General features: G+C 69.2%; 17 protein-coding genes and 1 pseudogene. 11 read left to right on the forward strand and 7 right to left on the reverse strand.

The window, feature by feature from the left end; genetic code table 11:
• Positions 1-7: 7 nt before the first annotated feature.
• Complete coding sequence (locus WJ16_RS00625; protein ID WP_069255428.1) at positions 8-388, forward strand: zinc ribbon domain-containing protein; 381 nt, start codon at positions 8-10, stop codon at positions 386-388.
• A 150-nt stretch (positions 389-538) separates the two neighbouring features.
• Here WJ16_RS00625 and WJ16_RS00630 read toward each other — a convergent pair.
• Positions 539-1,084, reverse strand: a pseudogene (locus tag WJ16_RS00630) (AraC family transcriptional regulator); the annotation flags it as partial.
• 264 nt (positions 1,085-1,348) lie between these two features.
• Here WJ16_RS00630 and WJ16_RS00635 point away from each other — a divergent pair.
• From WJ16_RS00635 to eutC, 4 genes are all read left to right on the forward strand, one after another.
• Positions 1,349-2,812 (forward strand): mechanosensitive ion channel, encoded by a 1,464-nt coding sequence (locus tag WJ16_RS00635; RefSeq protein ID WP_069255429.1) that lies wholly within the window; start codon positions 1,349-1,351, stop codon positions 2,810-2,812.
• Positions 2,813-3,230: 418 nt separating this feature from the next.
• Positions 3,231-4,643 (forward strand): ethanolamine permease, encoded by a 1,413-nt coding sequence (eat, locus tag WJ16_RS00640; protein ID WP_069255430.1) that lies wholly within the window; start codon positions 3,231-3,233, stop codon positions 4,641-4,643.
• Between the two features lie 130 nt (positions 4,644-4,773).
• The gene (locus WJ16_RS00645) at positions 4,774-6,171 is read left to right on the forward strand and encodes an ethanolamine ammonia-lyase subunit EutB (RefSeq protein WP_069257913.1); all 1,398 of its coding nucleotides are present in this window, start codon (positions 4,774-4,776) and stop codon (positions 6,169-6,171) included.
• Positions 6,168-6,962: an ethanolamine ammonia-lyase subunit EutC gene (gene eutC, locus WJ16_RS00650; protein ID WP_069255431.1), complete on the forward strand. Its 795-nt coding sequence runs from the start codon at positions 6,168-6,170 to the stop codon at positions 6,960-6,962. The genes WJ16_RS00645 and eutC overlap by 4 nt, the downstream gene beginning before the upstream one ends.
• A gap of 73 nt (positions 6,963-7,035) precedes the next feature.
• Here eutC and WJ16_RS00655 read toward each other — a convergent pair whose 3' ends face one another.
• Positions 7,036-7,920: a LysR family transcriptional regulator gene (locus tag WJ16_RS00655; RefSeq protein WP_069255432.1), complete on the reverse strand. Its 885-nt coding sequence runs from the start codon at positions 7,918-7,920 to the stop codon at positions 7,036-7,038.
• Positions 7,921-8,079: 159 nt separating this feature from the next.
• On the opposite strand from WJ16_RS00655, the gene WJ16_RS00660 reads away from it, so the two are divergent.
• Positions 8,080-9,690: an MFS transporter gene (locus WJ16_RS00660; protein WP_069257914.1), complete on the forward strand. Its 1,611-nt coding sequence runs from the start codon at positions 8,080-8,082 to the stop codon at positions 9,688-9,690.
• Between the two features lie 113 nt (positions 9,691-9,803).
• On the opposite strand, the gene WJ16_RS00665 is transcribed toward WJ16_RS00660, so the two are convergent.
• Positions 9,804-10,232: a pyridoxamine 5'-phosphate oxidase family protein gene (locus WJ16_RS00665; protein WP_069255433.1), complete on the reverse strand. Its 429-nt coding sequence runs from the start codon at positions 10,230-10,232 to the stop codon at positions 9,804-9,806.
• Positions 10,233-10,553: 321 nt separating this feature from the next.
• Between WJ16_RS00665 and exaC the strand changes: the two genes are divergently transcribed.
• The 3 genes from exaC to WJ16_RS00680 all read left to right on the forward strand — a co-directional run bounded on the left by exaC (position 10,554) and on the right by WJ16_RS00680 (position 14,137).
• Positions 10,554-12,080, forward strand: coding sequence for an acetaldehyde dehydrogenase ExaC (gene exaC / locus WJ16_RS00670; protein ID WP_069255434.1), 1,527 nt, complete (start codon positions 10,554-10,556; stop codon positions 12,078-12,080).
• 280 nt (positions 12,081-12,360) lie between these two features.
• Positions 12,361-12,903 carry a hypothetical protein gene (locus tag WJ16_RS00675; protein WP_069257915.1) on the forward strand — a complete coding sequence of 181 codons (543 nt, stop codon included), beginning with the start codon at positions 12,361-12,363 and terminating at the stop codon, positions 12,901-12,903.
• A 199-nt stretch (positions 12,904-13,102) separates the two neighbouring features.
• Positions 13,103-14,137, forward strand: coding sequence for a helix-turn-helix domain-containing protein (locus WJ16_RS00680; RefSeq protein WP_069257916.1), 1,035 nt, complete (start codon positions 13,103-13,105; stop codon positions 14,135-14,137).
• A 102-nt stretch (positions 14,138-14,239) separates the two neighbouring features.
• Here the strand turns inward: WJ16_RS00680 and WJ16_RS00685 are convergent, their stop codons facing one another.
• The gene (locus tag WJ16_RS00685) at positions 14,240-15,337 is read right to left on the reverse strand and encodes a glycosyltransferase family protein (protein WP_069255435.1); all 1,098 of its coding nucleotides are present in this window, start codon (positions 15,335-15,337) and stop codon (positions 14,240-14,242) included.
• Positions 15,334-17,037 carry a thiamine pyrophosphate-binding protein gene (locus WJ16_RS00690; protein WP_069255436.1) on the reverse strand — a complete coding sequence of 568 codons (1,704 nt, stop codon included), beginning with the start codon at positions 17,035-17,037 and terminating at the stop codon, positions 15,334-15,336. The genes WJ16_RS00685 and WJ16_RS00690 overlap by 4 nt, the downstream gene beginning before the upstream one ends.
• Before the next feature lie 291 nt (positions 17,038-17,328).
• On the opposite strand from WJ16_RS00690, the gene WJ16_RS00695 reads away from it, so the two are divergent.
• Together WJ16_RS00695 and WJ16_RS00700 are read left to right on the forward strand one after the other, a co-directional pair.
• On the forward strand, positions 17,329-17,790 hold the full coding sequence (locus tag WJ16_RS00695; protein ID WP_069255437.1) for an antitoxin PaaA2 family protein: 462 nt from the start codon (positions 17,329-17,331) through the stop codon (positions 17,788-17,790).
• A complete protein-coding gene (locus WJ16_RS00700; protein WP_069255438.1) occupies positions 17,787-18,083 on the forward strand; it encodes a type II toxin-antitoxin system RelE/ParE family toxin in 297 nt (98 codons plus the stop codon). Before WJ16_RS00695 ends, WJ16_RS00700 begins: the two co-directional genes overlap by 4 nt.
• Before the next feature lie 115 nt (positions 18,084-18,198).
• Here WJ16_RS00700 and WJ16_RS00705 read toward each other — a convergent pair whose 3' ends face one another.
• A complete protein-coding gene (locus WJ16_RS00705) occupies positions 18,199-19,587 on the reverse strand; it encodes an L-serine ammonia-lyase (RefSeq protein ID WP_069255439.1) in 1,389 nt (462 codons plus the stop codon).
• A 30-nt stretch (positions 19,588-19,617) separates the two neighbouring features.
• Positions 19,618-20,754, reverse strand: coding sequence for an alginate lyase family protein (locus WJ16_RS00710; protein ID WP_069257917.1), 1,137 nt, complete (start codon positions 20,752-20,754; stop codon positions 19,618-19,620).
• Between the last annotated feature and the right edge of the window lie 121 nt (positions 20,755-20,875).

Raw genomic sequence — 20,875 nt, forward strand, 5'->3', positions numbered from 1 at the left:
GCGGGCGATGAGCTTTCTGAAACGGATCCTGGGCGGCCTCGGCGGTGGCCATGGCAGCGGGCACGGCAGCGGCGGAAACGGCGGTAGCGGCGGCCATCACGGCGGACAGCGCCGCGACCAGCACGGCGGTCACGATGCGCGCGGCCGCGATCGCCACGGCTGGGGCTGGCAGGCGTCGGCCGACGCCGGCGGCGGGCCAGGCGGCCCGGGCGGCAACGTCCCGCTGAGCCAGCTCGCATGCGCGGGCTGCGGCGCGCTCAATGCGGTCGACGCGCGGTTCTGCGTGCAATGCGGCGCGGCGCAACGCAGCAAGGCCTGCAGCCGCTGTCACGCGGCGTTGGCGACTGACGCGCGTTTCTGTCCCGGGTGCGGCGCTCAGGCCGCGTAAGCCGGTCACCCGGTCACCCGGTCGCACGGTCGCACGGTCGCACGGTCGCACGTTCGCACGTTCGCACGTTCGCACGTTCGCGCCGGTCGGGCGGAAATGCCGGCCGGCGCGTTTCGTTTCACGGCCGGCGCTCACGCACCGGCTCTTCACTCAGCGTAGCGGCAGGTAGATCTCGGTCCGCAGGTCGGCCGGCGCCGCGTCCATCGGCGTATTGAGGTAAAGCTCGAACGGCGGCACGTCGGCGGCTTCGCGGCCGGCGTGACGCAGCCAGTCGCCGTACAGCCATTGGTAGGCGGTCTTCAGGTCTGCATACGGTCCCGTATGCAGCAGCACCGCGTATTCGCCGCCTGCTATCGTCACGCGCTCCACCGGCGGCACCGGTTCGACGTCCGGCGCCCCGTCGGCCGGCATGAAGCAGGCCTTCGCGCGCAACTGCGCTTCGGGCGTCGTGTCCGGATCGTCGCAGAAAATGCCGATCATCTTCGCGCCCGGACCGATCAGCCCGTGCTGCCCGACCCACGCACCGATGCGCGCGAACGCTTCGCCGACCTTCAGGTACGACCCGGTGTGCGCCACCGCATAGCCGTGCAGTTCCGGCAGCCGCCGGATCTCGACTTCATGCTTGAACATGTTTTTTTCTCCTTGCTGTAGCGGATAGATGGGCCGGCGGCTGCCTGCGCGCCGGTACTGCGCGGGCGGAAACCGACGTCACGGTAGCACGCGTCGAACGGACAAATCGTGCGGAAATGCGTAGGACGCCGACGAATCGCGCCCCTTTTTATTTTGACGAAATGGGGTCTTGCCCCTCCGAGATTGATGACTAAAGTTAAAGACGGTGAAATCGGGTGATCGCGTCATTTTTCTCGGGTAAGTTGCTTCGTCGGGGCAGCACGTTTTTCGAAGTACGCAGGTCGTTCGTCGATGTTCCATCGCCACACCACGTTTTCGGGAGAAGAAGAAATGGATGCTTCCAGCTTCATCACGTCGCTGCAGACCACGCTAGGGGGGTATCTGCCCAAGATCGCCGGCGCGATCGGCATCCTGGTGATCGGCTGGCTGATCGCCGTCGTGGCGCGGGCCGGCGCGATGCGCCTGCTCAGTGCGCTGAAGGTCGATCAGCGGATCACCGAAAGCACCGGCCAGGGCGCCTGCGTCGAGCGCATCATCGCCGGCGGGCTGTTCTGGCTCGTGCTGCTCGTCACCGCGGTGGGCATCTTCAACGTGCTCAACCTGTACGCGGTCTCCAATCCGTTCTCGCTACTCGTCACGCACATCGTCAACTACCTGCCGAACCTGATCGGCGGCGCGGCGCTGACGCTGATCGCGTGGCTCATCGCATCGCTGCTGCGCAGCCTCGCGAACCGCGCGCTGAAGGCGAGCAAGATCGACAGCACGCTGTCCGAAGGCGCCGGCATGCAGCCGATGAGCGGTTATCTCGGCGACGTGCTGTTCTGGCTCGTGATCCTGATGTTCCTGCCGGCGATCCTCGCGTCGTTCGCGCTGTCGGGGCTGCTGTCGCCGGTGCAGGGGATGGTCGACAAGCTGCTCGCGATCGTGCCGAACCTGTTCGCGGCCGCGGCGATCGGCTTCGTCGGCTGGGTCGTCGCGCGCGTGCTGCGCGGCCTCGTGACGAACCTGCTGGTGGCCGCCGGCGCCGACCGGCTCACGCAGGGCATCGACAGCCCGACGCCCGTGCGCGTGTCGAGCCTGATCGGCACGATCGTCTACGTGTTCGTGTTCGTGCCGACGCTGATCTCCGCGCTCGACGCGCTGAAGATCGACGCGATCTCGATTCCCGCGACCAACATGCTGAACCAGTTCCTCGGCGCGGTGCCGGACATCGTCGCGGCGATCGTGATCGTGCTGGTGACGTACTATTTCGCGCGCTTCGTCGCGTCGCTCGCGCAGAAGCTGCTGGAAGCCGCGGGCGTCGACGGGCTGCCGGCCGTGCTCGGCGTCGAACGCGTGTTCTCGGGCATCCTGCAGCCGTCGGTGCTGGTCGCGCGGCTGATCGTGTTCTTCGCGATGCTGTTCGCGTCGGTCGAGGCCGCGAACCGGCTCGGCTTCTCGCAGGTGCGCGACGTCGTCACGCTGTTCATCGAATTCGGCGGGCACGTGCTGATGGGCGGCGTGATCCTCGTGATCGGCGTGTGGCTCGCGGGCCTCGCGCGCCGCGTGATCGAGCAGGCCGACCGCGAACACAGCGTGCTGTTTGCGCGCATCGCGCAATTCGCGATCCTCGGGCTCGTGTTCGCGATGGGGCTGCGCGCGATGGGTATCGCGAACGAGATCGTCCAGCTCGCGTTCGGCCTCGTGCTCGGCGCGATCGCGGTGGCGGTGGCGCTGTCGTTCGGCCTCGGCGGCCGCGAGGCGGCCGGCAAGCTGCTCGATCGCTGGTTCAACCAGCGCGGCGGCGGGCAGTAACGCTGCGCTTGCGTATCCGGTCGGCCGCGCTGCGTTGCGCGGCTGGACGGGTACCGCGCGCTTCATCGCCTGTATTCGTGACGCGCGAACGGCCGGCGGCGGCGTCCGGTCGTGCGTCACCGTGTGCGTGCGACAGATGCGCGGGCGCGGGCTAAGGGCGCAGCGGCGTGTCCGGATGAACGCTGGGACGTTGCTGATCGGCTCCGGCTCGGGTTTCCGCATCGACATCGACATCGGCTCCCGCCCTAGGCCACAGCCGCAGTCCCAAGCTCCAACCCACGCACCGCATCAGCATTTCCGTCAGCGAAATGTCAGCCTCGATCTTTGCCGAATTTCGATAACACGTCGTTTAATGACTCTCTAGCATCGATTCTCAGTCGCGCAGGCCGGCAGGCCCGCCCTTTGAGGAGAGAGTCCGATGAAAGCAGAGTCGAATGGCCGGCCCGCCGCCGGCGCCAAGTCGTCCGGCCAGCCCGCGCTGCAGCAGACGCTCGGGACCTGGCAACTGTGGGGCATCGCGGTCGGCCTCGTGATTTCCGGCGAATACTTCGGCTGGAGCTACGGCTGGGCGAGCGCCGGCACGCTGGGCTTCGTCATCACCGCGCTGTTCGTCGCGGCGATGTACACCACCTTCATCTTCAGTTTCACCGAGCTGACGACGTCGATCCCGCACGCGGGCGGCCCGTTCGCGTATGCGCGCCGTGCGTTCGGCCCGACCGGCGGCTATCTCGCCGGCGCCGCGACGCTCGTCGAGTTCGTGTTCGCGCCGCCCGCGATCGCGCTCGCGATCGGCGCTTACCTGCACGTGCAGTTCCCGGGCCTCGAGCCGAAGCACGCGGCGATGGGCGCGTATCTCGTGTTCATGGCGCTGAACATCGTCGGCGTGCAGATCGCCGCGACGTTCGAGCTCGTTGTCACGCTGCTTGCGATCTTCGAGCTGCTGGTGTTCATGGGCGTCGTGTCGCCGGGCTTCGCGTGGAGCAATTTCACGAAGGGCGGCTGGTCGGGCGCCGATCATTTCAGCGTCGGCGCATTCCACGGGATGTTCGCGGCGATCCCGTTCGCGATCTGGTTCTTCCTCGCGATCGAAGGCGTCGCGATGGCCGCAGAGGAAGCGAAGAACCCGAAGCGCTCGATCCCGATCGCGTACGTGGCCGGCATTCTGACCCTCGTGGCGCTCGCGATCGGCGTGATGGTGTTCGCCGGCGGCGCGGGCGACTGGACCAAGCTCGCGAACATCAACGATCCGCTGCCGCAGGCGATGAAGTACATCGTCGGCGCGAACAGCGGCTGGATGCACATGCTCGTGTGGCTCGGGCTGTTCGGGCTCGTCGCGTCGTTCCACGGGATCATCCTCGGCTATTCGCGCCAGATCTTCGCGCTGGCCCGCGAAGGCTACCTGCCCGAATGGCTCGCGAAGGTGCATCCGCGCTTCAAGACGCCTTACCGCGCGATCCTCGCGGGCGGCGTGGTCGGCATCGCGGCGATCTACAGCGACGAGCTGATCCAGTTCGGCGGGCAGACGCTGACCGCGAATATCGTGACGATGTCGGTGTTCGGTGCGATCGTGATGTATATCGTGAGCATGGCGTCGCTGTTCAAGCTGCGCCGCTCGCATCCGAACATGGCGCGGCCGTTCCGCGCGCCGCTGTACCCGGTCTTCCCGGCGTTCGCGATCCTGGCGGCGCTCGTCTGTCTCGGCACGATGGTGTACTTCAACGGGCTGGTCGCGCTGGTGTTCATCGGTTTCCTCGCGCTCGGCTACGCTTACTTCCTCGCGACGCGTTCGCAGCGGGCAAGCGCACCCGGCGACGCGCTGCTGGAGGAATGAGCCGGGTGAAGGCGAACGGCCGTTCCTGACGGCAACCGGCGCGCCCCGTCCGACGGGCGCGCCGTCGGTTTTTGATCGGGGCCCGTTCGCGCTGATGACGGGCCCGAAGAGGGGCAAGGAGGCTCGCACGATGTCCTACACGGAGACGATCGGTCCGCGCACATACCGCTTCGCGGACTTGAGGACGCTGCTCGCGAAGGCGAGCCCGCTGCGTTCCGGCGACCAGCTCGCCGGCGTCGCGGCGGCGAGCGAGGAGGAGCGCGTCGCCGCGAAGATCGCGCTCGCGGGCGTGCCGCTGAAGGCATTCCTGAACGAAGCGGTGATCCCGTACGAAGACGACGAGGTCACGCGGCTGATCGTCGACGACCACGACGCGGCCGCGTTCGCGGAAATCTCGCACCTCACCGTCGGCGATTTCCGCAACTGGCTGCTGTCGCCGGCGGCCGACGGCGCGGCGCTCGAACGGATCGCACCGGGCCTCACGCCCGAGATGGTCGCGGCCGTGTCGAAGCTGATGCGCAACCAGGACCTGATCGCGGCCGCGCGCAAGCGCCGCGTCGTCACGCGCTTTCGCAACACGGTCGGGCTCGCGGGCCGGATGTCGGTGCGGCTGCAGCCGAACCATCCGACCGACGACGTGAAGGGCATTGCCGCGTCGATGCTCGACGGGCTGATGTACGGCTGCGGCGACGCGATGATCGGCATCAACCCGGCCACCGACAGCCTCGCGGCGATCGTGAAGCTGCTCGCGATGATCGACGGGTTCCGCGAGCGCTACGGCGTGCCGACGCAGTCGTGCGTGCTCACGCACGTGACCAACACGATCGCGGCGATCGACAAGGGCGCGCCGGTCGATCTCGTGTTCCAGTCGATCGCGGGCACCGAGAAGGCGAACGCGAGCTTCGGGATCTCGCTCGCGCTGCTCGGCGAAGCGCGCGAGGCCGCGTTGTCGCTGCAGCGCGGCACCGTCGGCAACAACCTTATGTACTTCGAGACGGGGCAGGGCAGCGCGCTGTCGGCGAACGCGCATTTCGGCGTCGACCAGCAGACCTGCGAAGTGCGCGCGTATGCGGTCGCGCGCAAGTTCGAGCCGTTCCTCGTGAACACGGTGGTCGGCTTCATCGGGCCCGAATACCTGTACGACGGCAAGCAGATCATCCGCGCGGGGCTCGAGGATCACTTCTGCGGGAAGCTGCTCGGCGTGCCGATGGGCTGCGACATCTGCTACACGAACCACGCCGAAGCCGACCAGGACGACATGGACACGCTGCTGACGCTGCTGGGCGCGGCCGGCATCAACTTCATCATGGGGATTCCGGGCGCGGACGACGTGATGCTGAACTATCAAAGCACGTCGTTTCACGACCAGCTCTACGTGCGCGAGGTGCTCGGCCTGCGCCGCGCGCCGGAATTCGAGGAATGGCTGGAGACGATGGAGATCGCCGACGCGCACGGCGCATTGCGCGCGGCGACGTCGCGCGTGCCGCTGCTCGCGGGCGCGAACGACTGGATGGGGATTTCGGCATGAGCGACGCCGTCGAAAAGAACCCGTGGGCGCAGCTGAAGTCGTTCACGAATGCGCGGATCGCGCTCGGCCGCGCGGGCAACAGCCTGCCGACCGCGCCGCTGCTCGCGTTCAACCTGTCGCACGCGCAGGCGCGCGACGCGGTGCACCAGCCGCTCGACGCGGACGCGCTGCGGCGCGAACTCCACGCGGCCGGCTTCGCGACGCTCGGCGTGCAGAGTGCCGCGCCCGATCGTCAGCATTATCTGCGCCGGCCCGACCTGGGCCGCAAGCTGTCGGATGAAGGGCGCGTGCTGCTGGCCGCGTACGGCGACACGGTGAGCGGCGACGGGCCCGACGTCGTGTTCGTGGTCGGCGACGGGCTGTCGGCGTTCGCGGCCGCGAAACAGGCGCTGCCGCTGCTGCAGGCCGTGCGGCCGCGGCTCGACGCGGACGGCTGGCAGATCGGCCCGGTGGTGGTCGCGACCCAGGCACGCGTCGCGCTTGGCGACGAGATCGGCGAGCTGCTGCGCGCGAAGGTCGTCGCGATGCTGATCGGCGAACGGCCGGGGCTCAGCTCGCCGGACAGCCTCGGCGTGTACCTGACGTGGGCGCCGAAGGTCGGCTGCCACGACGCGCTGCGCAACTGCATCTCGAACGTGCGGCCCGAAGGGCTGCCGTATGCGGGGGCCGCGCACAAGCTGCATTACCTGATGACGCACGCGCGCCGGCTCGGGCTGACGGGCGTCGGTCTGAAGGACGACAGCGATGCGCTGCTGCCGCAGGCGGAAGCGGATCGGATCGGGGCGGACTGAGAAGCCGCGGGCCTGACGGCAGGCGTGCCGTTCGAGCGGTGCGAGCGTTAGCGTCCGAGGCTTCCGTCACCGGCTACCTGAACAGCCGCTCGCACAGAAAATCGACGAACACGCGCAGCTTCGGCGACAACTGCCGGCTCGACGGCCACACGATCGAGAATTGCCCCGGCGCGATCCGGTAGTCGTCGAGCACGGTGACGAGCGCGCCGTGTTCGAGCGCGTCGCGCGCGAGGAAGTCGGGCATGTAGCCGATGCCGAGCCCCGCGAGCACGGTGCCGCGCAGCGCTTCCATGTTGTTGCAGGTCAGCGCGGTGCGCAGCTGCAGCGGCGTGCCGTCGTCGGCCGCGAGCGCCCAGTCCTGCAGCTTGCCGGTGGTCGGGAAGCAGTAGCGCACGCATTCGTGCCCTTCGAGATCGCGCGGCGTGCGCGGCGTGCCGGCCTGCGCGAGATACGCGGGCGTCGCGCACAGCACGAACGCGAACGGGCCGAGCCGCCGCGACATCAGGCTCGAATCCGACAGCGGGCCGCTGCGAATCACCGCGTCGAAGCCGCCTTCGACGACATCCACCATCCGGTCGTTGAAATCGAGATCGAGCTCGACGTCCGGGTAGCGCTGCCGGAATTCGGGCAGCACCGGCAGCAGGAACCGGTAGCCGATCACCGGCAGGCTCACGCGCAACCTGCCGCGCGGGCGCTGTGCGGACGCCGTCACCGTCGCTTCCGCATCGCGGAAATCCTCGAGGATGCGCTGGCAGCGTTCGTAGAAGTGCCGCCCCTCTTCGGTGAGCGTGACGCGCCGCGTGGTGCGGTTGAACAGGCGCACGCCGAGCGATTGCTCGAGCTTCGCGATCGTCTTGCCGACCGCCGATGCCGAGATGCCGAGCGCGCGGCCCGCCGCGACGAAGCTCAGCGCTTCGGCGGTGCGGACGAACGCGACGATGCCGGTCAGGTTTTCCATCGGGTCGAAGGGCGTGGGTGGACACGCGTCCATGGTCGAGTGAATTGCGGAATTTTAGTCCGTTATATGTGAACCTTCGCATGGTTTTTCACGGATTGAATCGGATTTATCTTCTGTCGCTCTGGCGGCGCATCCGCGCCGGCTTTTCGAGGAGCGATGATGGATCTCCCTTTTTCAGCCGATTCAGCCGTGTCGGCACGCCGGCGTGCATGGGTGCTGGCCGCCGTCTGCCTGGCCGCCGTCGCGCTGCCGCTGTCGTTTTCGGGCGGCGCGGTCGCGACGCCCGCGATCGGCCGCGACCTGCACGGCGGGACGGTCGCGATGAACTGGATCACCAACGCGTTCATGCTCGCGTTCGGCAGCTTCCTGATGGCCGCCGGCGCGCTGGCCGACCAGTTCGGCCGCAAGCGCCTGTTCGCGATCGGCGTCGGCGGCTTCACGCTGATGTCGGGCGCGCTCGCGTTCGCGCCGTCGATGCTCGCGGTCGACCTGCTGCGCGGCGCACAGGGGCTCGCGGCGGCCGCGGCGCTCGCGGGCGGCACCGCCGCGCTCGCGCAGGAATTCGACGGCGCGGCGCGCACGCGCGCATTCAGCCTGCTCGGCACGACCTTCGGGATCGGGCTCGCGTTCGGGCCCGTGCTCGCCGGCGCGCTGATCGGGCATTACGGCTGGCGCGCGATCTTCGTGACGAGCGCGGTGGCCGGCGTGCTGTCGCTCGGCGTCGGGCTGCCGCGCATGCACGAATCGCGCGACCCGCACGCGACGGGGCTCGACTGGCCCGGCACGGCCGCGTTCACCACCGCGCTGACGCTGTTCACGTTCGGCGTGATCGAGGCGCCCGCGCGGGGCTGGTCGAGCGCGCTCGTTATCGCGCTGCTGGCCGGCGCGGCGCTCGGCGCCTGCGCGTTCGTCGCGATCGAGACGCGCGTCGCGCGGCCGATGCTCGACCTGTCGCTGTTTCGCATCGCGCGCTTCGTCGGCGTGCAGGTGCTGCCGGTGTCGACCTGCTGTTGCTACATCGTGCTGCTGGTCGTGCTGCCGCTGCGCTTCATCGGCATCGACGGCTTCAGCGAGATCGGCGCCGGCTGGCTGATGCTCGCGATTTCCGCGCCGATGCTCGTCGTGCCGCTCGTCGCGGCGACGCTCACGCGCTGGCTGTCGGCCGGCGTGATCTCGGGGCTTGGGCTGCTTGTCGCGGCAGCCGGGCTCGTGTGGCTGGGCATCGCGCTGCGCGGCGGCGCGGGGCCGGCGGCGATCGCGCCGATGCTGGCGATCGGCGTCGGCGCCGGCATGCCGTGGGGGCTGATGGACGGGCTGTCGGTGAGCGTCGTGCCGAAGGAGCGTGCCGGGATGGCGACCGGGATCTTCAGCACGACGCGGGTGGCCGGCGAAGGGATCGCGCTCGCGATCGTGGGTGCCGTGCTGGCCGGGCTCGCGCGAGCGGGGCTGACGCAGGCCGCGGGCGCCGACGGTACGCCCGACGCGACGCTGCGCGCGGCCGCGCGGCTCGCGACCGGCGATCTGGCGGGCGCAGCGGCGGCGCTGCCGGGTGTCGGGCATGCGGCGCTGCTGGCGAGCTACGCGCATGCGTTCGATCGATTGTTGATCGGGCTGGCGGTGGTGACCGTGCTGTGTGCGGGTGTGGTGTTTGCGTTTCTCGGGCGGCGGGTGGCGGACGAAGCGGGTGACGGCACCGCCGCGCTCGCGCACGCCGACCGGCCGGCGCCGGGCCGGATCGAAGCGGCTGCTGCGCAGACGCACGGGCGTTGAGCGCCGCGTCGTTGCGCATGGGCGCGTACGGGCGCGCAAGCCACGGCGGCCGGCGCGCCTTCGCATTGCGTCATCGCTTCATTCGCGCGCTCACGTCACGCGCATCATGCCCATCACGCCAGCACCAGCGACGGCAGCGTCGCATCCGCCCGTGCCTGTGCGCGCTCGACTTCAACGACCACATGGCGCCGCGCATCGGGCCACAGGTGCGCGCGGCTTTCCGTGTGCGCGTCGATCGTCGCGCGGCCCTGCACGAGCCAGGTCGTCTGCCGCACGAAATCGACGAACAGCAGCGCGATCGCCGGATTCACGAGCAGGTTGCCGATCGTGTTGAACAGGTTGTTGCCAGCGAAATCCGGCAGCACGAGCGTGCAGCGGTCGGGCATGTCGACGAGCGGCTCGAACGAGCCGTCGGCGCGCGGCTGGCGGCCGCGGTACGAGCAGTCGCCGTTGCCTGCCGCGTCGGCGGTCGCGACGATCAGGAACGCCTGCTCGCGGATGAACGCGATGGCGTCGTCGGTCAGGGGGCCGTGGTCGTTCATGGTGGGAGTGTGCGTGCAGGCCATTGCGTGGGATTCCATGATGCGCACGCAAGCGACATGCCACACGTCGCGGCCCGCATCCGCATGCCGCGCGCCGTGGCGCACTGTGGGAATTTCGAACACCGGTCCGGCGCGCTGCACAGTCGCACTGTTCAGAATCGGCACACCCGCCGTGCTGCGCGGGTGAACACCGCACGGTGCGTACGCGGGCGTGCCGGGGGCGTCTCATATTCGTCGTGTTTGGCACGCATGTTGCGTAATCGATGCAGCGCAATCCAACCGGCGCTTTACTCGTACAAGCACGATGAACAGGAGACATGTATGAACCCGTTTGACCTGAAGCAACTGGGCCTCGACGTCGAATACCCGTACCGTCAGCAGTACGACAACTACATCGGCGGCAAGTGGGTTCCGCCGGTGAAGAGCGAGTATTTCGAGAACGTATCGCCGATCAACGGCCAGCCGTTCTGCCGTATTCCGCGCTCGGGCGCCGACGATATCGAGCTGGCGCTCGACGCCGCGCATGCCGCGCGCCGCAAGTGGGGCAAGACGTCCGTCGCGGAGCGCGCGAACCTGTTGCTCGCGGCCGCCGACCGGATGGAAAAGAACCTGAAGCTGCTGGCGGTGGCCGAGACCATCGACAACGGCAAGCCGCTGCGCGAGACGATGGCGGCCGACCTGCCGCTCGCGATCGACCACTTCCGCTACTTCGCGGGCTGCATCCGCGCACAGGAAGGCGGCATTTCCGAAATCGACGACAACACCGTCGCGTATCACTTCCACGAGCCGCTCGGCGTGGTCGGCCAGATCATCCCGTGGAACTTCCCGCTGCTGATGGCCGCGTGGAAGCTCGCGCCAGCGCTCGCGGCCGGATGCTGCGTGGTGATGAAGCCGGCCGAGCAGACGCCCGCGTCGGTGCTGGTGCTGATGGAGCTGATCGGCGACCTGTTCCCGGCCGGCACGATCAACATCGTGAACGGCTTCGGCAAGGAAGCGGGCGAGGCGCTCGCGACCAGCAAGCGCATCGCGAAGATCGCGTTCACCGGATCGACGCCGGTCGGCAAGCACATCCTGCGCGCGGCGGCCGACAGCCTGATTCCGTCGACGGTCGAACTGGGCGGCAAGAGCCCGAACATCTTCTTCGCCGACGTGCTCGACCAGGACGACGCGTTTCTCGACAAGGCGCTCGAAGGGCTCGCGATGTTCGCGCTGAACCAGGGCGAAGTATGCACGTGCCCGTCGCGGATTCTGATCCAGGAGTCGATCTACGAGAAGTTCATCGAGAAGGCCGTCGCGCGCGTCGAGCGCATCAAGGGCGGCCACCCGCTCGACCTGCAGACGATGATCGGCGCGCAGGCTTCGCAGCAGCAGCTCGACAAGATCCTGTCCTACATCGACATCGGCCGCGGCGAGGGCGCGCAATGCCTGACGGGCGGCGAGCGCACGGCGCCGGCGGCCGAACTCGGCACGGGCTACTACGTGAAGCCGACGATGCTGCTCGGCAACAACAAGATGCGCGTGTTCCAGGAAGAGATCTTCGGGCCGGTCGCGTCGGTGATGACGTTCAAGGACGAGCAGGAAGCGATCGAACTCGCGAACGACACGTTCTACGGGCTCGGTGCGGGCGTGTGGACGCGCAACGGCACGCGTGCGTACCGGATGGGCCGCGAGGTCGAGGCCGGCCGCGTGTGGACCAACTGCTATCACCTGTATCCGGCGCACGCGGCGTTCGGCGGCTACAAGCAGTCGGGGATCGGTCGCGAGACGCACAAGATGGCGCTGTCGAACTATCAGCAGACGAAGTGCCTGCTGGTGAGCTATCAGGCCGAGGCGCTCGGGTTCTTCTGAGCGCCGCAGCGGTGGCGACGTGACGGTCCCGGCCGGTCGGCAGCCCGACGCCGGCCGGACCGGTTTGCCGGTGACCGGTTCCCGGTTGCCGGCGACGGCGGGCGCGGTGCGCGCGTGGATGCGATGCGCCGACGCCGGGCGTCCGGCGCTTCGCCATTTTCGATTTCGACATTCGACACCCGGCGCGGGCCGCGCATCGTCGCATCCCGCGCCGGAAAACGATACCGGCAGCCGCACGCTTGCGGCGGCTGCCGCGCCGATGCAAACGACAGATCCCGGCATGGCAGAACCGCCCCGAACCTTTCCGCGCCACCCCGTGTTCCACGCGGGCGAACTCGATGCGCACCAGCGCTTCGGCGTGGCCGACGAAGCCGAGCGGATGAGCGACGTGGTGACGACGCGCATGAGCATCGGCGTGCGGCAGTTCATCGAGTCGCAGCCGTTCATGTTCGTCGGCATCGCATCCGGATCGCATGCGTCCGTGACCTGCGACATCGTGCAGGGCCTGCGTGATGCGAACGGTGACCGGCTGCCGGTCGTGCGCGTGATCGACACGAAGACGCTGCGGTTCGCGTTGCCCGCGCCCGGCGACGGCGGCCGGATCGACGCGGCGGCCTGCGACGGCAGCGGCATCGGGTTGCTGTTCGTCGACTTCGTGCGCGGCATGCGCTACCGGATCAACGGTCGCGCGACGCTGCGCGCCGGTCTGCCGGATGCGGATGCCGCGCCCTGGCCGGCCGGCAGCGCGATCGTCGAGCTGGCGATCGTGCACGCGTACGGCAACTGCGGTACGCGGGTCGTGCGGCTCAAGCCGGCCGGGTAGCCGGCGACTGCGAGGCGTTCGGCATGCGCGGTCGCCGCGCGGATCGCACCGGCGGCGTGCGCGGCGCGCTGCGTTCGGGTGCGCCCGGATGGCGCGCGCCGGCCGTGCAACGTGCAATGACGGGCCGTGCGCCGAACCGCGCGGTTCGGCACGGGACTTGCGTGACAGGCGCGGTGCCGGGCAGGTGAAGGAGGACATGATGGACCAACACGTGGCGTGCAGCGAAGAACCGACGGCGGAAGACACGCGACGCAATGCGCAGGGCGACGATGCGCTGGCCGGGCAGGCGGTCGTCAGCGTCGCGCATGACGCGGACGAGCAGGCGCGCAACCTGGTCGGCTGGCGGCAGACCTACGATCAGCTCGCGGCCGGCCGCTTCGTCGGCACGCTGACCGAGCTGCCGCTCGACACGATGAAGCTGTTTCGCGAATCGACGAGCCACCAGCTGCGCCAGGCGTGCGAGGTGCGCGGCGATGCGTACTGGTTCGGCATCCCGCTCGTGTGCGACGGCACCGCGCGCGTCGATGCGTGCCGTATCGGGTCCGGCGCGCTAGCGTTCCGGCCCGGCAACGTCGAATTCGAGCTGGTGACGCCCGCGCAGTTCTCGATCTACGGCATCGTCGTGCGCGGCGACGTGCTGCGCCGCTATGCGGAGGACGTGGAGCGCCGCGCACTCGACGAGCGGCTCTTCACGCAGCGCGTGATGCAGGTCGGCGATGCACGGCTCGCGCGCCTGTGCGCGCTGCTTGGTCGCCGGCTCGACGGCGCGGTGGCGATGGCCGGCCCGCTGCCCGATGCCCAGCGCGACGACCTGCAGGCCGAGGTGCTGGCCGCGCTGTTCGACGTGTGTGCGCAACCGGCCGACGACGATGCCGGCCGCGCGCCGTCGATGCGCCGCTGGATCGTCGAGCAGGCGCGCGACTACGTGCTCGCGCACCGCACGCGTCCGGTCGGCGTGCCGGAGCTGTGCGAGCAGTTGCACGTGAGCCGCCGCACGCTGCAGTACTGCTTCCAGGACGTGCTCGGCATGGCGCCCGCGACCTACCTGCGCACGCTGCGGCTGAACGGCGCGCGGCGCGATCTGTGCGGGTGCGCGGCCGGTTCGGTGCAGGACGTCGCGGAGGCGTGGGGTTTCTGGCATCTCAGCCAGTTCGCGACCGACTACCGCCGGCTGTTCGGCAAGCGGCCGTCGGAGACGCTGCGCGATCGCGCGGTGAGGGTGGCGGCAGGTTGAGTGCGGGGCAGCAGGCGTCGAAGCGGTTCAGGCTCACGCTCCGGCGGCGCGTCCATGCAGCCTCGCTCCCGGCTTCGCAGCGCACTGCCGCACCCGGTTTCCCTATTCGGCCGTCGCCGCCGCTTCGCGCGGCGCGGGCCACGCGAGCGCATCCCAGTCGAACGCGCGATAGGCGGCCTCGACGGCCGCAAGATCGTCAGGCCGCTCGCTGCGGTGCAGTCCATGCAATTCGGCGGGCACGTCGAGCGCGACCGGCACGCAATGCGGATAGTCGCGCACGCGCAGCGCCGGCCCGATCGTCGTGAAGCACGCGAGCGTCGGTACGTCGAAACCGTCGGCGAGATGCAGCGCGGCCGTGTCGGGTGCAAACAGCAGGCTGGCGCCCTTGACCCACGCGATGAACCGGGCCGTATCGCCGGCCGCGTCGGCGCTCACGTCGACGTACGCGGGATGCGCGACGGGCCCGAACCCGGCCACCGGCAAGCCGTAGCGCTGCGCGAGCTGCTCGACGAACATGGCGTGCAGCGCGGGCGGCACGCTGCGCAATGCGGTGCTCGCGCTCGGGCAGAACAGCACGTACGGGCGTTGCCACTGTGCGGGCAACGCCGGCAGCGGCAGCTTCGCGAGCCAGCGGTTGCGCTTGGCCGACGGCGGCACCGACGCGGGGTCCGCGCCGAGCGCATCGAGGAAGAAATCGATCATCGGCAACTGCGCGAACGCAGGCCAGTACAGGTGATTGCCGACGTCGATGCACGGCGCGTGTGCCGGCAGCGCGTCGGCGGCGTACGGCAGCGCGCGCGACGGCGCGACGATGTCGGCCGCGAGCGCATACAGCGCGTCGACGTAGCGTGGCGCGCGGGCCGGCCGGTACAGCGTGAAGCACAGGCCTGGGTGGGCGGCGCGCAGTGCGGCGAGCGCGGCGAGCCCGATCACCGAATCGCCGAGCGTGACGCCCATCCCGTTGATCACGTGCACATGCCGGGCGCGGTCGTAGTCGAGCCGGAACGGCCGGTGCGCGGCGTGCAGCAGGCCGCGTGCGGGCGCGGCCGGCACGTGGCCGATGGCACGCGCGCCGCCGTGCTCGAGGTCGTAAGGCGCGACGAGCGTGCCGTCTGGTGCGAGCAGCGTGCCGGGGAGTGCGAGCGCGTCGTCGTGCGACAGTGCGGCGGCGCGCGGTGCGGCGTGCGGGTTCACCGTCATCCGCCGCGCGCGCGGCGGCCCTGTTCGCGGATCTGCTCGAGCGTCGCGGCCGGTGTGCTGGCGTCCTGCGGGATGCGGATCTCGATCAGCGCGGGCAGCCCGCAGGTCAGCGCGCGTTCGAGCGCGGGCGCGAATTCGTCGGTGCGTCGGACCGTCTCGCCATGCGCTCCGAATGCGCGTGCATACGCGGCGAAATCGGGATTCGTGAGCCCGGTGCCATGTACACGCCCCGGATAGTTGCGCTCCTGATGCATGCGGATCGTGCCGAAATGCCCGTTGTTGACTACGATCACGATGATGTTCAGCCCGTATTGCATCGCGGTCGCGAGCTCGTTGCCGGCCATCATGAAGCAGCCGTCGCCCGCGAGCGCGACGACCGCGCGCGACGGATACAGCGACTTCGCGGCAAGCGCGGCGGGCACGCCGTAGCCCATCGCGCCGCTCGTCGGCGCGAGCTGCGAGCGGAAGTGCCGGTACGCAAAGTGGCGATGCAGCCAGATCGCATAGTTGCCGGCGCCGTTGGTGAGGATCGCGTCGTGCGGCAGGCGCTCGCGCAACTGCACCATCACGTCGCCGAGCTGGACGTCGCCGGGCATCGGCAGCGGCGCATGCCATTCGCGATACGCGCGATGCGCGTCGGCGGCCGTGCCGGCCCACGCGGGGCGCGCCGGCGGTTCGAGCGCGGCGAGCGGCGCGGCGATCTCGGGCATGCCCGACACGATCGGCAGGTCGGCTGCATACACACGGCCGAGCTCGTCCGCGCCCTGGTGCACGTGAATCAGCGTCTGGCGCGTCTTCGGGATGTCGAGCAGCGTGTAGCCGCCGGTCGTCGCTTCGCCGAGGCGCGGCCCGATCACGAGCAGGAGGTCGGCGTCGCGGATGCGCTTCGCGAGCGCGGGATTGATCCCGAGCCCGACGTCGCCCGCGTAGTTCGGGTGCGCGTTGTCGATCGTGTCCTGGTAGCGGAATGCGCACGCCACCGGCAACTGCCAGCGCTCGACGAAGGTGCGCAGGTTCGCGCACGCGTCCGGCGTCCAGCCGCTGCCGCCGACGATCGCGAACGGCCGTTCCGCGCGCGCGAGCCGCTCGCGCAGCTCGTCGAGTTGCGCGGCCGACGGCGCGGCCGCGATGCGCTTCGCGGCCGGCACGACGGGCTGCGGCGCGCACGCGTCGGACAGCACGTCCTCCGGCAGCGCGAGCACGACCGGGCCGGGCCGGCCGGACGTCGCGACGTGGAACGCATGGCTCAGGTATTCGGGAATGCGGCGCGGATCGTCGATCTGCGCGACCCATTTGGCCATCTGGCCGAACATCCGCCGGTAGTCGATTTCCTGGAAGGCTTCGCGGTCGAGGTGCTCGCGCGCGCACTGGCCGACGAACAGGATCATCGGCGTCGAATCCTGGAACGCGGTGTGCACGCCGATCGACGCATGGGTCGCGCCGGGCCCGCGCGTGACGAATGCGATGCCGGGGCGGCCGGTCAGCTTGCCGACCGCTTCGGCCATGTTCGCGGCGGCCGCCTCGTGGCGGCAGACGACCGTCTGGATGCGCGCGGTGTCGTCCGCCAGCGCATCGAGTACGGCGAGGAAGCTCTCGCCCGGCACGCAGAACGCGCGTTCGACGTGATTGGCGAGCAACGCATCGACGAGCAGGCGCGCGCCGGTGGTGGCGGGCTGCTCGAGATCCTTGGAATGCGACATGGGCTGCCGTCTCCCTGGGTAGCGGGACGTACAGCTTACGCCCGTTGGCGGGGCGCTGAAAAGTGTCGGAACGCGGAGTGATTCGGACGGTGCATCGCCCCCGTTCGCTGGTTGCGGTTGGCCGAAAGGCCAGCTTGTGCGTGATCGCTCGACGGGGAGAATTGAGGGCTACGGATGTCGAGACGAATACGGGTCTCGATTATCGATGTCGTGCCTCCCAAATAATAATAAAACGGAAGCCCGTTTAATAGTAAAATTTCCCGGAATGACTAACGGGATCGAGGATCCGTCATGGCAACCGAAACGATTGATCAAAAGACCCTCGTCCAGCTCGTCGAGGCCGGTGCGGTGCGCGCCGCGCGGGTGATCGGCTGCGGCAACGGCTGGGCCGTGTCGGCCCGTTGCGGCGCAAGCGAACGGCTCCTGTCGGCCAAGCGCGGCGACGTGCGCGTGTTCCGTCGTTTTGAAACGCTGGTCGGGTTTCTGCGCGAGATCGGCATCAGCCGGTTCGATGTTGACACGTCGGATTTCGACCCGGATGCAGCCGGCCGGGCGACCCGGCCCGATCGCGCGGCCGCGCTGAAGGCGGCCCATGAAGCGGCTGTCCACGACCGCTGGTTTCGCGAGCAGGTGCAGCAGGCGCTGGACGATCCGCGCCCGTCGATTCCCGATGCCGAGGTCAGCGCAGAGTTTGCGTCGCGCCGTGCCGCGCTGCGTCAACGGATCGCGGGCAAGCGGGGTAATGCTGTTTGACCCTCGCGCTGCATTGGCATCCGAAGGCGTGCGAGGATCGCGCCGCGATCATGGACTACATCGGCCGGCATGACCCGCTGGCCGCGCTCGAGCTGGACGAGCGGCTGGAGGAGCGGCTGGAGGAGCGCGCCGCGGCGTTGCCCGCGCGCGCCGAACTGTATCGGCAAGGGCGCGTGGCGGGCACGCGCGAGCTGGTGGTCGCACCGAACTACGTGCTCGTATATCGGATCCGGCCGGCCGACAACATCGTGGAGATTCTCCGCGTCTTGCATGCGCGGCGGCAGTGGCCGTGATGCGCGGCGCTCTCAAGAAAAAGCGGGGGCGCTCCAGGTTTTCGGCCTCGAAGTGAGGCCCTTCGGGGAATAGGCCCCTCGGGGGCCTGACGCGAAGCGATGGGCCCGGGGGCGTTCAACACTCGACGATGTTCACCGCCAGCCCGCCGCGCGACGTTTCCTTGTACTTGGTCTTCATGTCGGCACCCGTCTCGCGCATCGTCTTGATCACGGAGTCGAGCGACACGTAGTGCGAGCCGTCGCCGCGCAGCGCCATGCGCGCCGCGTTGACGGCCTTCACCGACGCCATCGCATTGCGCTCGATGCATGGGATCTGCACCATCCCGCCCACCGGGTCGCAGGTCAGGCCGAGGTTGTGCTCCATCCCGATCTCGGCCGCGTTCTCGACCTGCTGCGGGGTGCCGCCGAGCACGGCCGCGAGCGCACCGGCCGCCATCGAGCACGCGACGCCCACTTCGCCCTGGCAGCCGACTTCCGCGCCGGAGATCGACGCGTTGAGCTTGTAAAGAATGCCGATCGCGGCGGCCGTCAGCAGGAAGTCGATCACGCCCTGTTCGTTCGCGCCGGGCGTGAAGCGCGTGTAGTAGTGCAGCACCGCCGGGATGATGCCGGCCGCGCCGTTGGTCGGCGCGGTGACGACGCGCCCGCCCGCCGCGTTTTCCTCGTTGACCGCGATCGCGTACAGGTTGATCCAGTCGATCATCGACAGCGGGTCCTGCAGCGCCCGCTCCGGGCTGCCCGTCAGCGTGCGGTACAGCTGCGGCGCGCGGCGCTTGACCTGGAACGGGCCGGGCAGGTTGCCGTCGGCCTCCGGGTTGCCGATCCCGCAGCCGCGCGACACGCACGACTGCATCACGGCCCAGATCTTCAGCAGGCCGTCGCGCGTCTCTTCCTCGGTGTGCCACGCGCGCTCGTTTTCCCACATCAGCTGCGCGATCGACTTGCCGGTCGACTCGGTCAGCGCGAGCAGCTCGGCGCCGGTGCGGAACGGGTGCGTCATCTGCTCGGCCGCGCTCAGCACCTTGGTGTTCGGCGCGCCGGCCGTCACGACGAAGCCGCCGCCGACCGACAGGTAGGTGCGCTCGACCAGCACGTCGCCGTTCGCGTCGCTCGCGCGCAATTTCATCCCGTTCGGATGCTCGGGCAGCGCCTGCCGGTAGAACGCGATGTTCTCCTTCAGCACGAACGGCACCGGATGCGTGCCGAGCAGCGCGAGCTGTTTCGATTTGCGGACGTCTTCCAGCCGCGCGTCGATCGTGTCGGGATCGACGGTGTCGGGCGCATCGCCGAGCAGGCCGAGCATCACGCCGCGGTCGGTGCCGTGGCCCTTGCCGGTCGCGCCGAGCGAGCCGTACAGCTCGACCTTCACGTGAGCCGTGGCCGCGAGCAGCCCGTCGCGCTCGAGGCCCTGGACGAACATCAGCGCCGCGCGCATCGGTCCGACCGTATGCGAACTGGACGGGCCGATACCGATCTTGAAGAGGTCAAAGACGCTGACTGCCATGTTGATTCCTGCCTTGCGATGAGAGTAATGCTAGCGCGCCTGCAATGGCAGGCACGCGGCGAGCCATGCGGGCGGCGTTGGGGAAAGCTGCTGCGCGACGCGGGCGTAGCGCCCGTCGAGCCGCGCGGCCAGATGAAAGAGTTCGGTGGCGTTTTTCGGGTCCCACTGCCCCGTGTAGCCCGGCAAGCCGGCCTCGCGGCGCTTCGCGTCGAACGGCACCGGCGAATTCACGAATTCCTCGTGCGTTTTTTCGCCGAGCGCGTACGGCACGAGCCAGTCGAGCGCGGCCGCGAGCGTCGCGCCGTTCGCGCCGCGCTCGCGCAGCCAGTTGCGGTTGAAGCGGCGCGCGGCGAGCGCGGCCGTCACCAGCGGCTGCAGATCGTAGACCGCGTAGTGCAGCGCATCGCGTTCCTCGAAGTCCCAGGTCTTGCCGTCCGGGCCGACGTTGTCGGCGAGATGCTCGACGAACAGCCGCTGGGCGGCGTTCATCATCTTGCGATCGCCGAGCGTGAACGCGGACAGCGCGATCAGCTTGATCCGGTGGCTCTGCCAGTTGTTGCGCCACGTGCCGGCAAGCGGGCGCTTCTGCGCGTCGATCTGCGCGACATAGCCGGCGCCGAGCTTCGCGATGAACGCGGCCGTCGCGTTGCGGGTCTTCACCGGCAGCGCGCTCGCGGTCATGTCGTACGCGACGATCAGGCTGTCGAAGCGCGTCTCGTCGATCGGGTTGAAGCTCGGCTGGTAGGTCGACACCCACGCGGACAGGAAGCGGTCGACGAGCTGCAGGTAGCGCGGCGCGTTCGTCACGCGCCACGCGAGCGCCGCGTCGCGCATCAGGTCCATGTCCTTCAGCGCGTCGACGCTCTGGTCGTAGATACCTTCGTGCGGCAGCGTGCCTTCGGTGTGCACGCGCGCCATCGCCTTCGGCTGCTCGCCGATGCGTGCATCGACGCTGCGAATCAGCGCCTGGACGCCCGGCTCGGCCTGGGTCGTCTCGCTCGCCTGCAGCGCCGGCGCCGCGCAGAAATTCATCGCCGCGCGCGCGCTGCCGGACACCCCGAGGCCGGCGGCGGCCAACGACAGCGACGCGACGAGCATCGGCACGAAGCGGCGCGCGTGCGGCCGCCCTTGCATTGCACCATGGCCCGGAAACATCGGACGCACCATGCGGAACTCCTTCATTGGCTGGATCGCGTGTGATGTTAGCCGGATTGGCGGATGAACGTGAACCGGATCGGGCGGCGAACGAAAAACCGCACGCAACCCCCGGGTTGCGTGCGGTGCGGTC

The sequence above is a fragment of the Burkholderia metallica genome (genome assembly GCF_001718555.1).
Lineage (GTDB): Bacteria > Pseudomonadota > Gammaproteobacteria > Burkholderiales > Burkholderiaceae > Burkholderia > Burkholderia metallica.

Bases quoted from the DNA above. Each gene is read 5' to 3' on its own strand.
- WJ16_RS00625 (WP_069255428.1), top strand. From the start codon at position 8: ATGAGCTTTCTGAAACGGATCCTGGGCGGCCTCGGCGGTGGCCATGGC.
- WJ16_RS00635 (WP_069255429.1), top strand. From the start codon at position 1,349: ATGGATGCTTCCAGCTTCATCACGTCGCTGCAGACCACGCTAGGGGGG.
- eat (WP_069255430.1), top strand. From the start codon at position 3,231: ATGAAAGCAGAGTCGAATGGCCGGCCCGCCGCCGGCGCCAAGTCGTCC.
- WJ16_RS00645 (WP_069257913.1), top strand. From the start codon at position 4,774: ATGTCCTACACGGAGACGATCGGTCCGCGCACATACCGCTTCGCGGAC.
- eutC (WP_069255431.1), top strand. From the start codon at position 6,168: ATGAGCGACGCCGTCGAAAAGAACCCGTGGGCGCAGCTGAAGTCGTTC.
- WJ16_RS00655 (WP_069255432.1), bottom strand. From the start codon at position 7,920: ATGGAAAACCTGACCGGCATCGTCGCGTTCGTCCGCACCGCCGAAGCG.
- WJ16_RS00660 (WP_069257914.1), top strand. From the start codon at position 8,080: ATGGATCTCCCTTTTTCAGCCGATTCAGCCGTGTCGGCACGCCGGCGT.
- WJ16_RS00665 (WP_069255433.1), bottom strand. From the start codon at position 10,232: ATGAACGACCACGGCCCCCTGACCGACGACGCCATCGCGTTCATCCGC.
- exaC (WP_069255434.1), top strand. From the start codon at position 10,554: ATGAACCCGTTTGACCTGAAGCAACTGGGCCTCGACGTCGAATACCCG.
- WJ16_RS00675 (WP_069257915.1), top strand. From the start codon at position 12,361: ATGGCAGAACCGCCCCGAACCTTTCCGCGCCACCCCGTGTTCCACGCG.
- WJ16_RS00680 (WP_069257916.1), top strand. From the start codon at position 13,103: ATGGACCAACACGTGGCGTGCAGCGAAGAACCGACGGCGGAAGACACG.
- WJ16_RS00685 (WP_069255435.1), bottom strand. From the start codon at position 15,337: ATGACGGTGAACCCGCACGCCGCACCGCGCGCCGCCGCACTGTCGCAC.
- WJ16_RS00690 (WP_069255436.1), bottom strand. From the start codon at position 17,037: ATGTCGCATTCCAAGGATCTCGAGCAGCCCGCCACCACCGGCGCGCGC.
- WJ16_RS00695 (WP_069255437.1), top strand. From the start codon at position 17,329: ATGGCAACCGAAACGATTGATCAAAAGACCCTCGTCCAGCTCGTCGAG.
- WJ16_RS00705 (WP_069255439.1), bottom strand. From the start codon at position 19,587: ATGGCAGTCAGCGTCTTTGACCTCTTCAAGATCGGTATCGGCCCGTCC.
- WJ16_RS00710 (WP_069257917.1), bottom strand. From the start codon at position 20,754: ATGGTGCGTCCGATGTTTCCGGGCCATGGTGCAATGCAAGGGCGGCCG.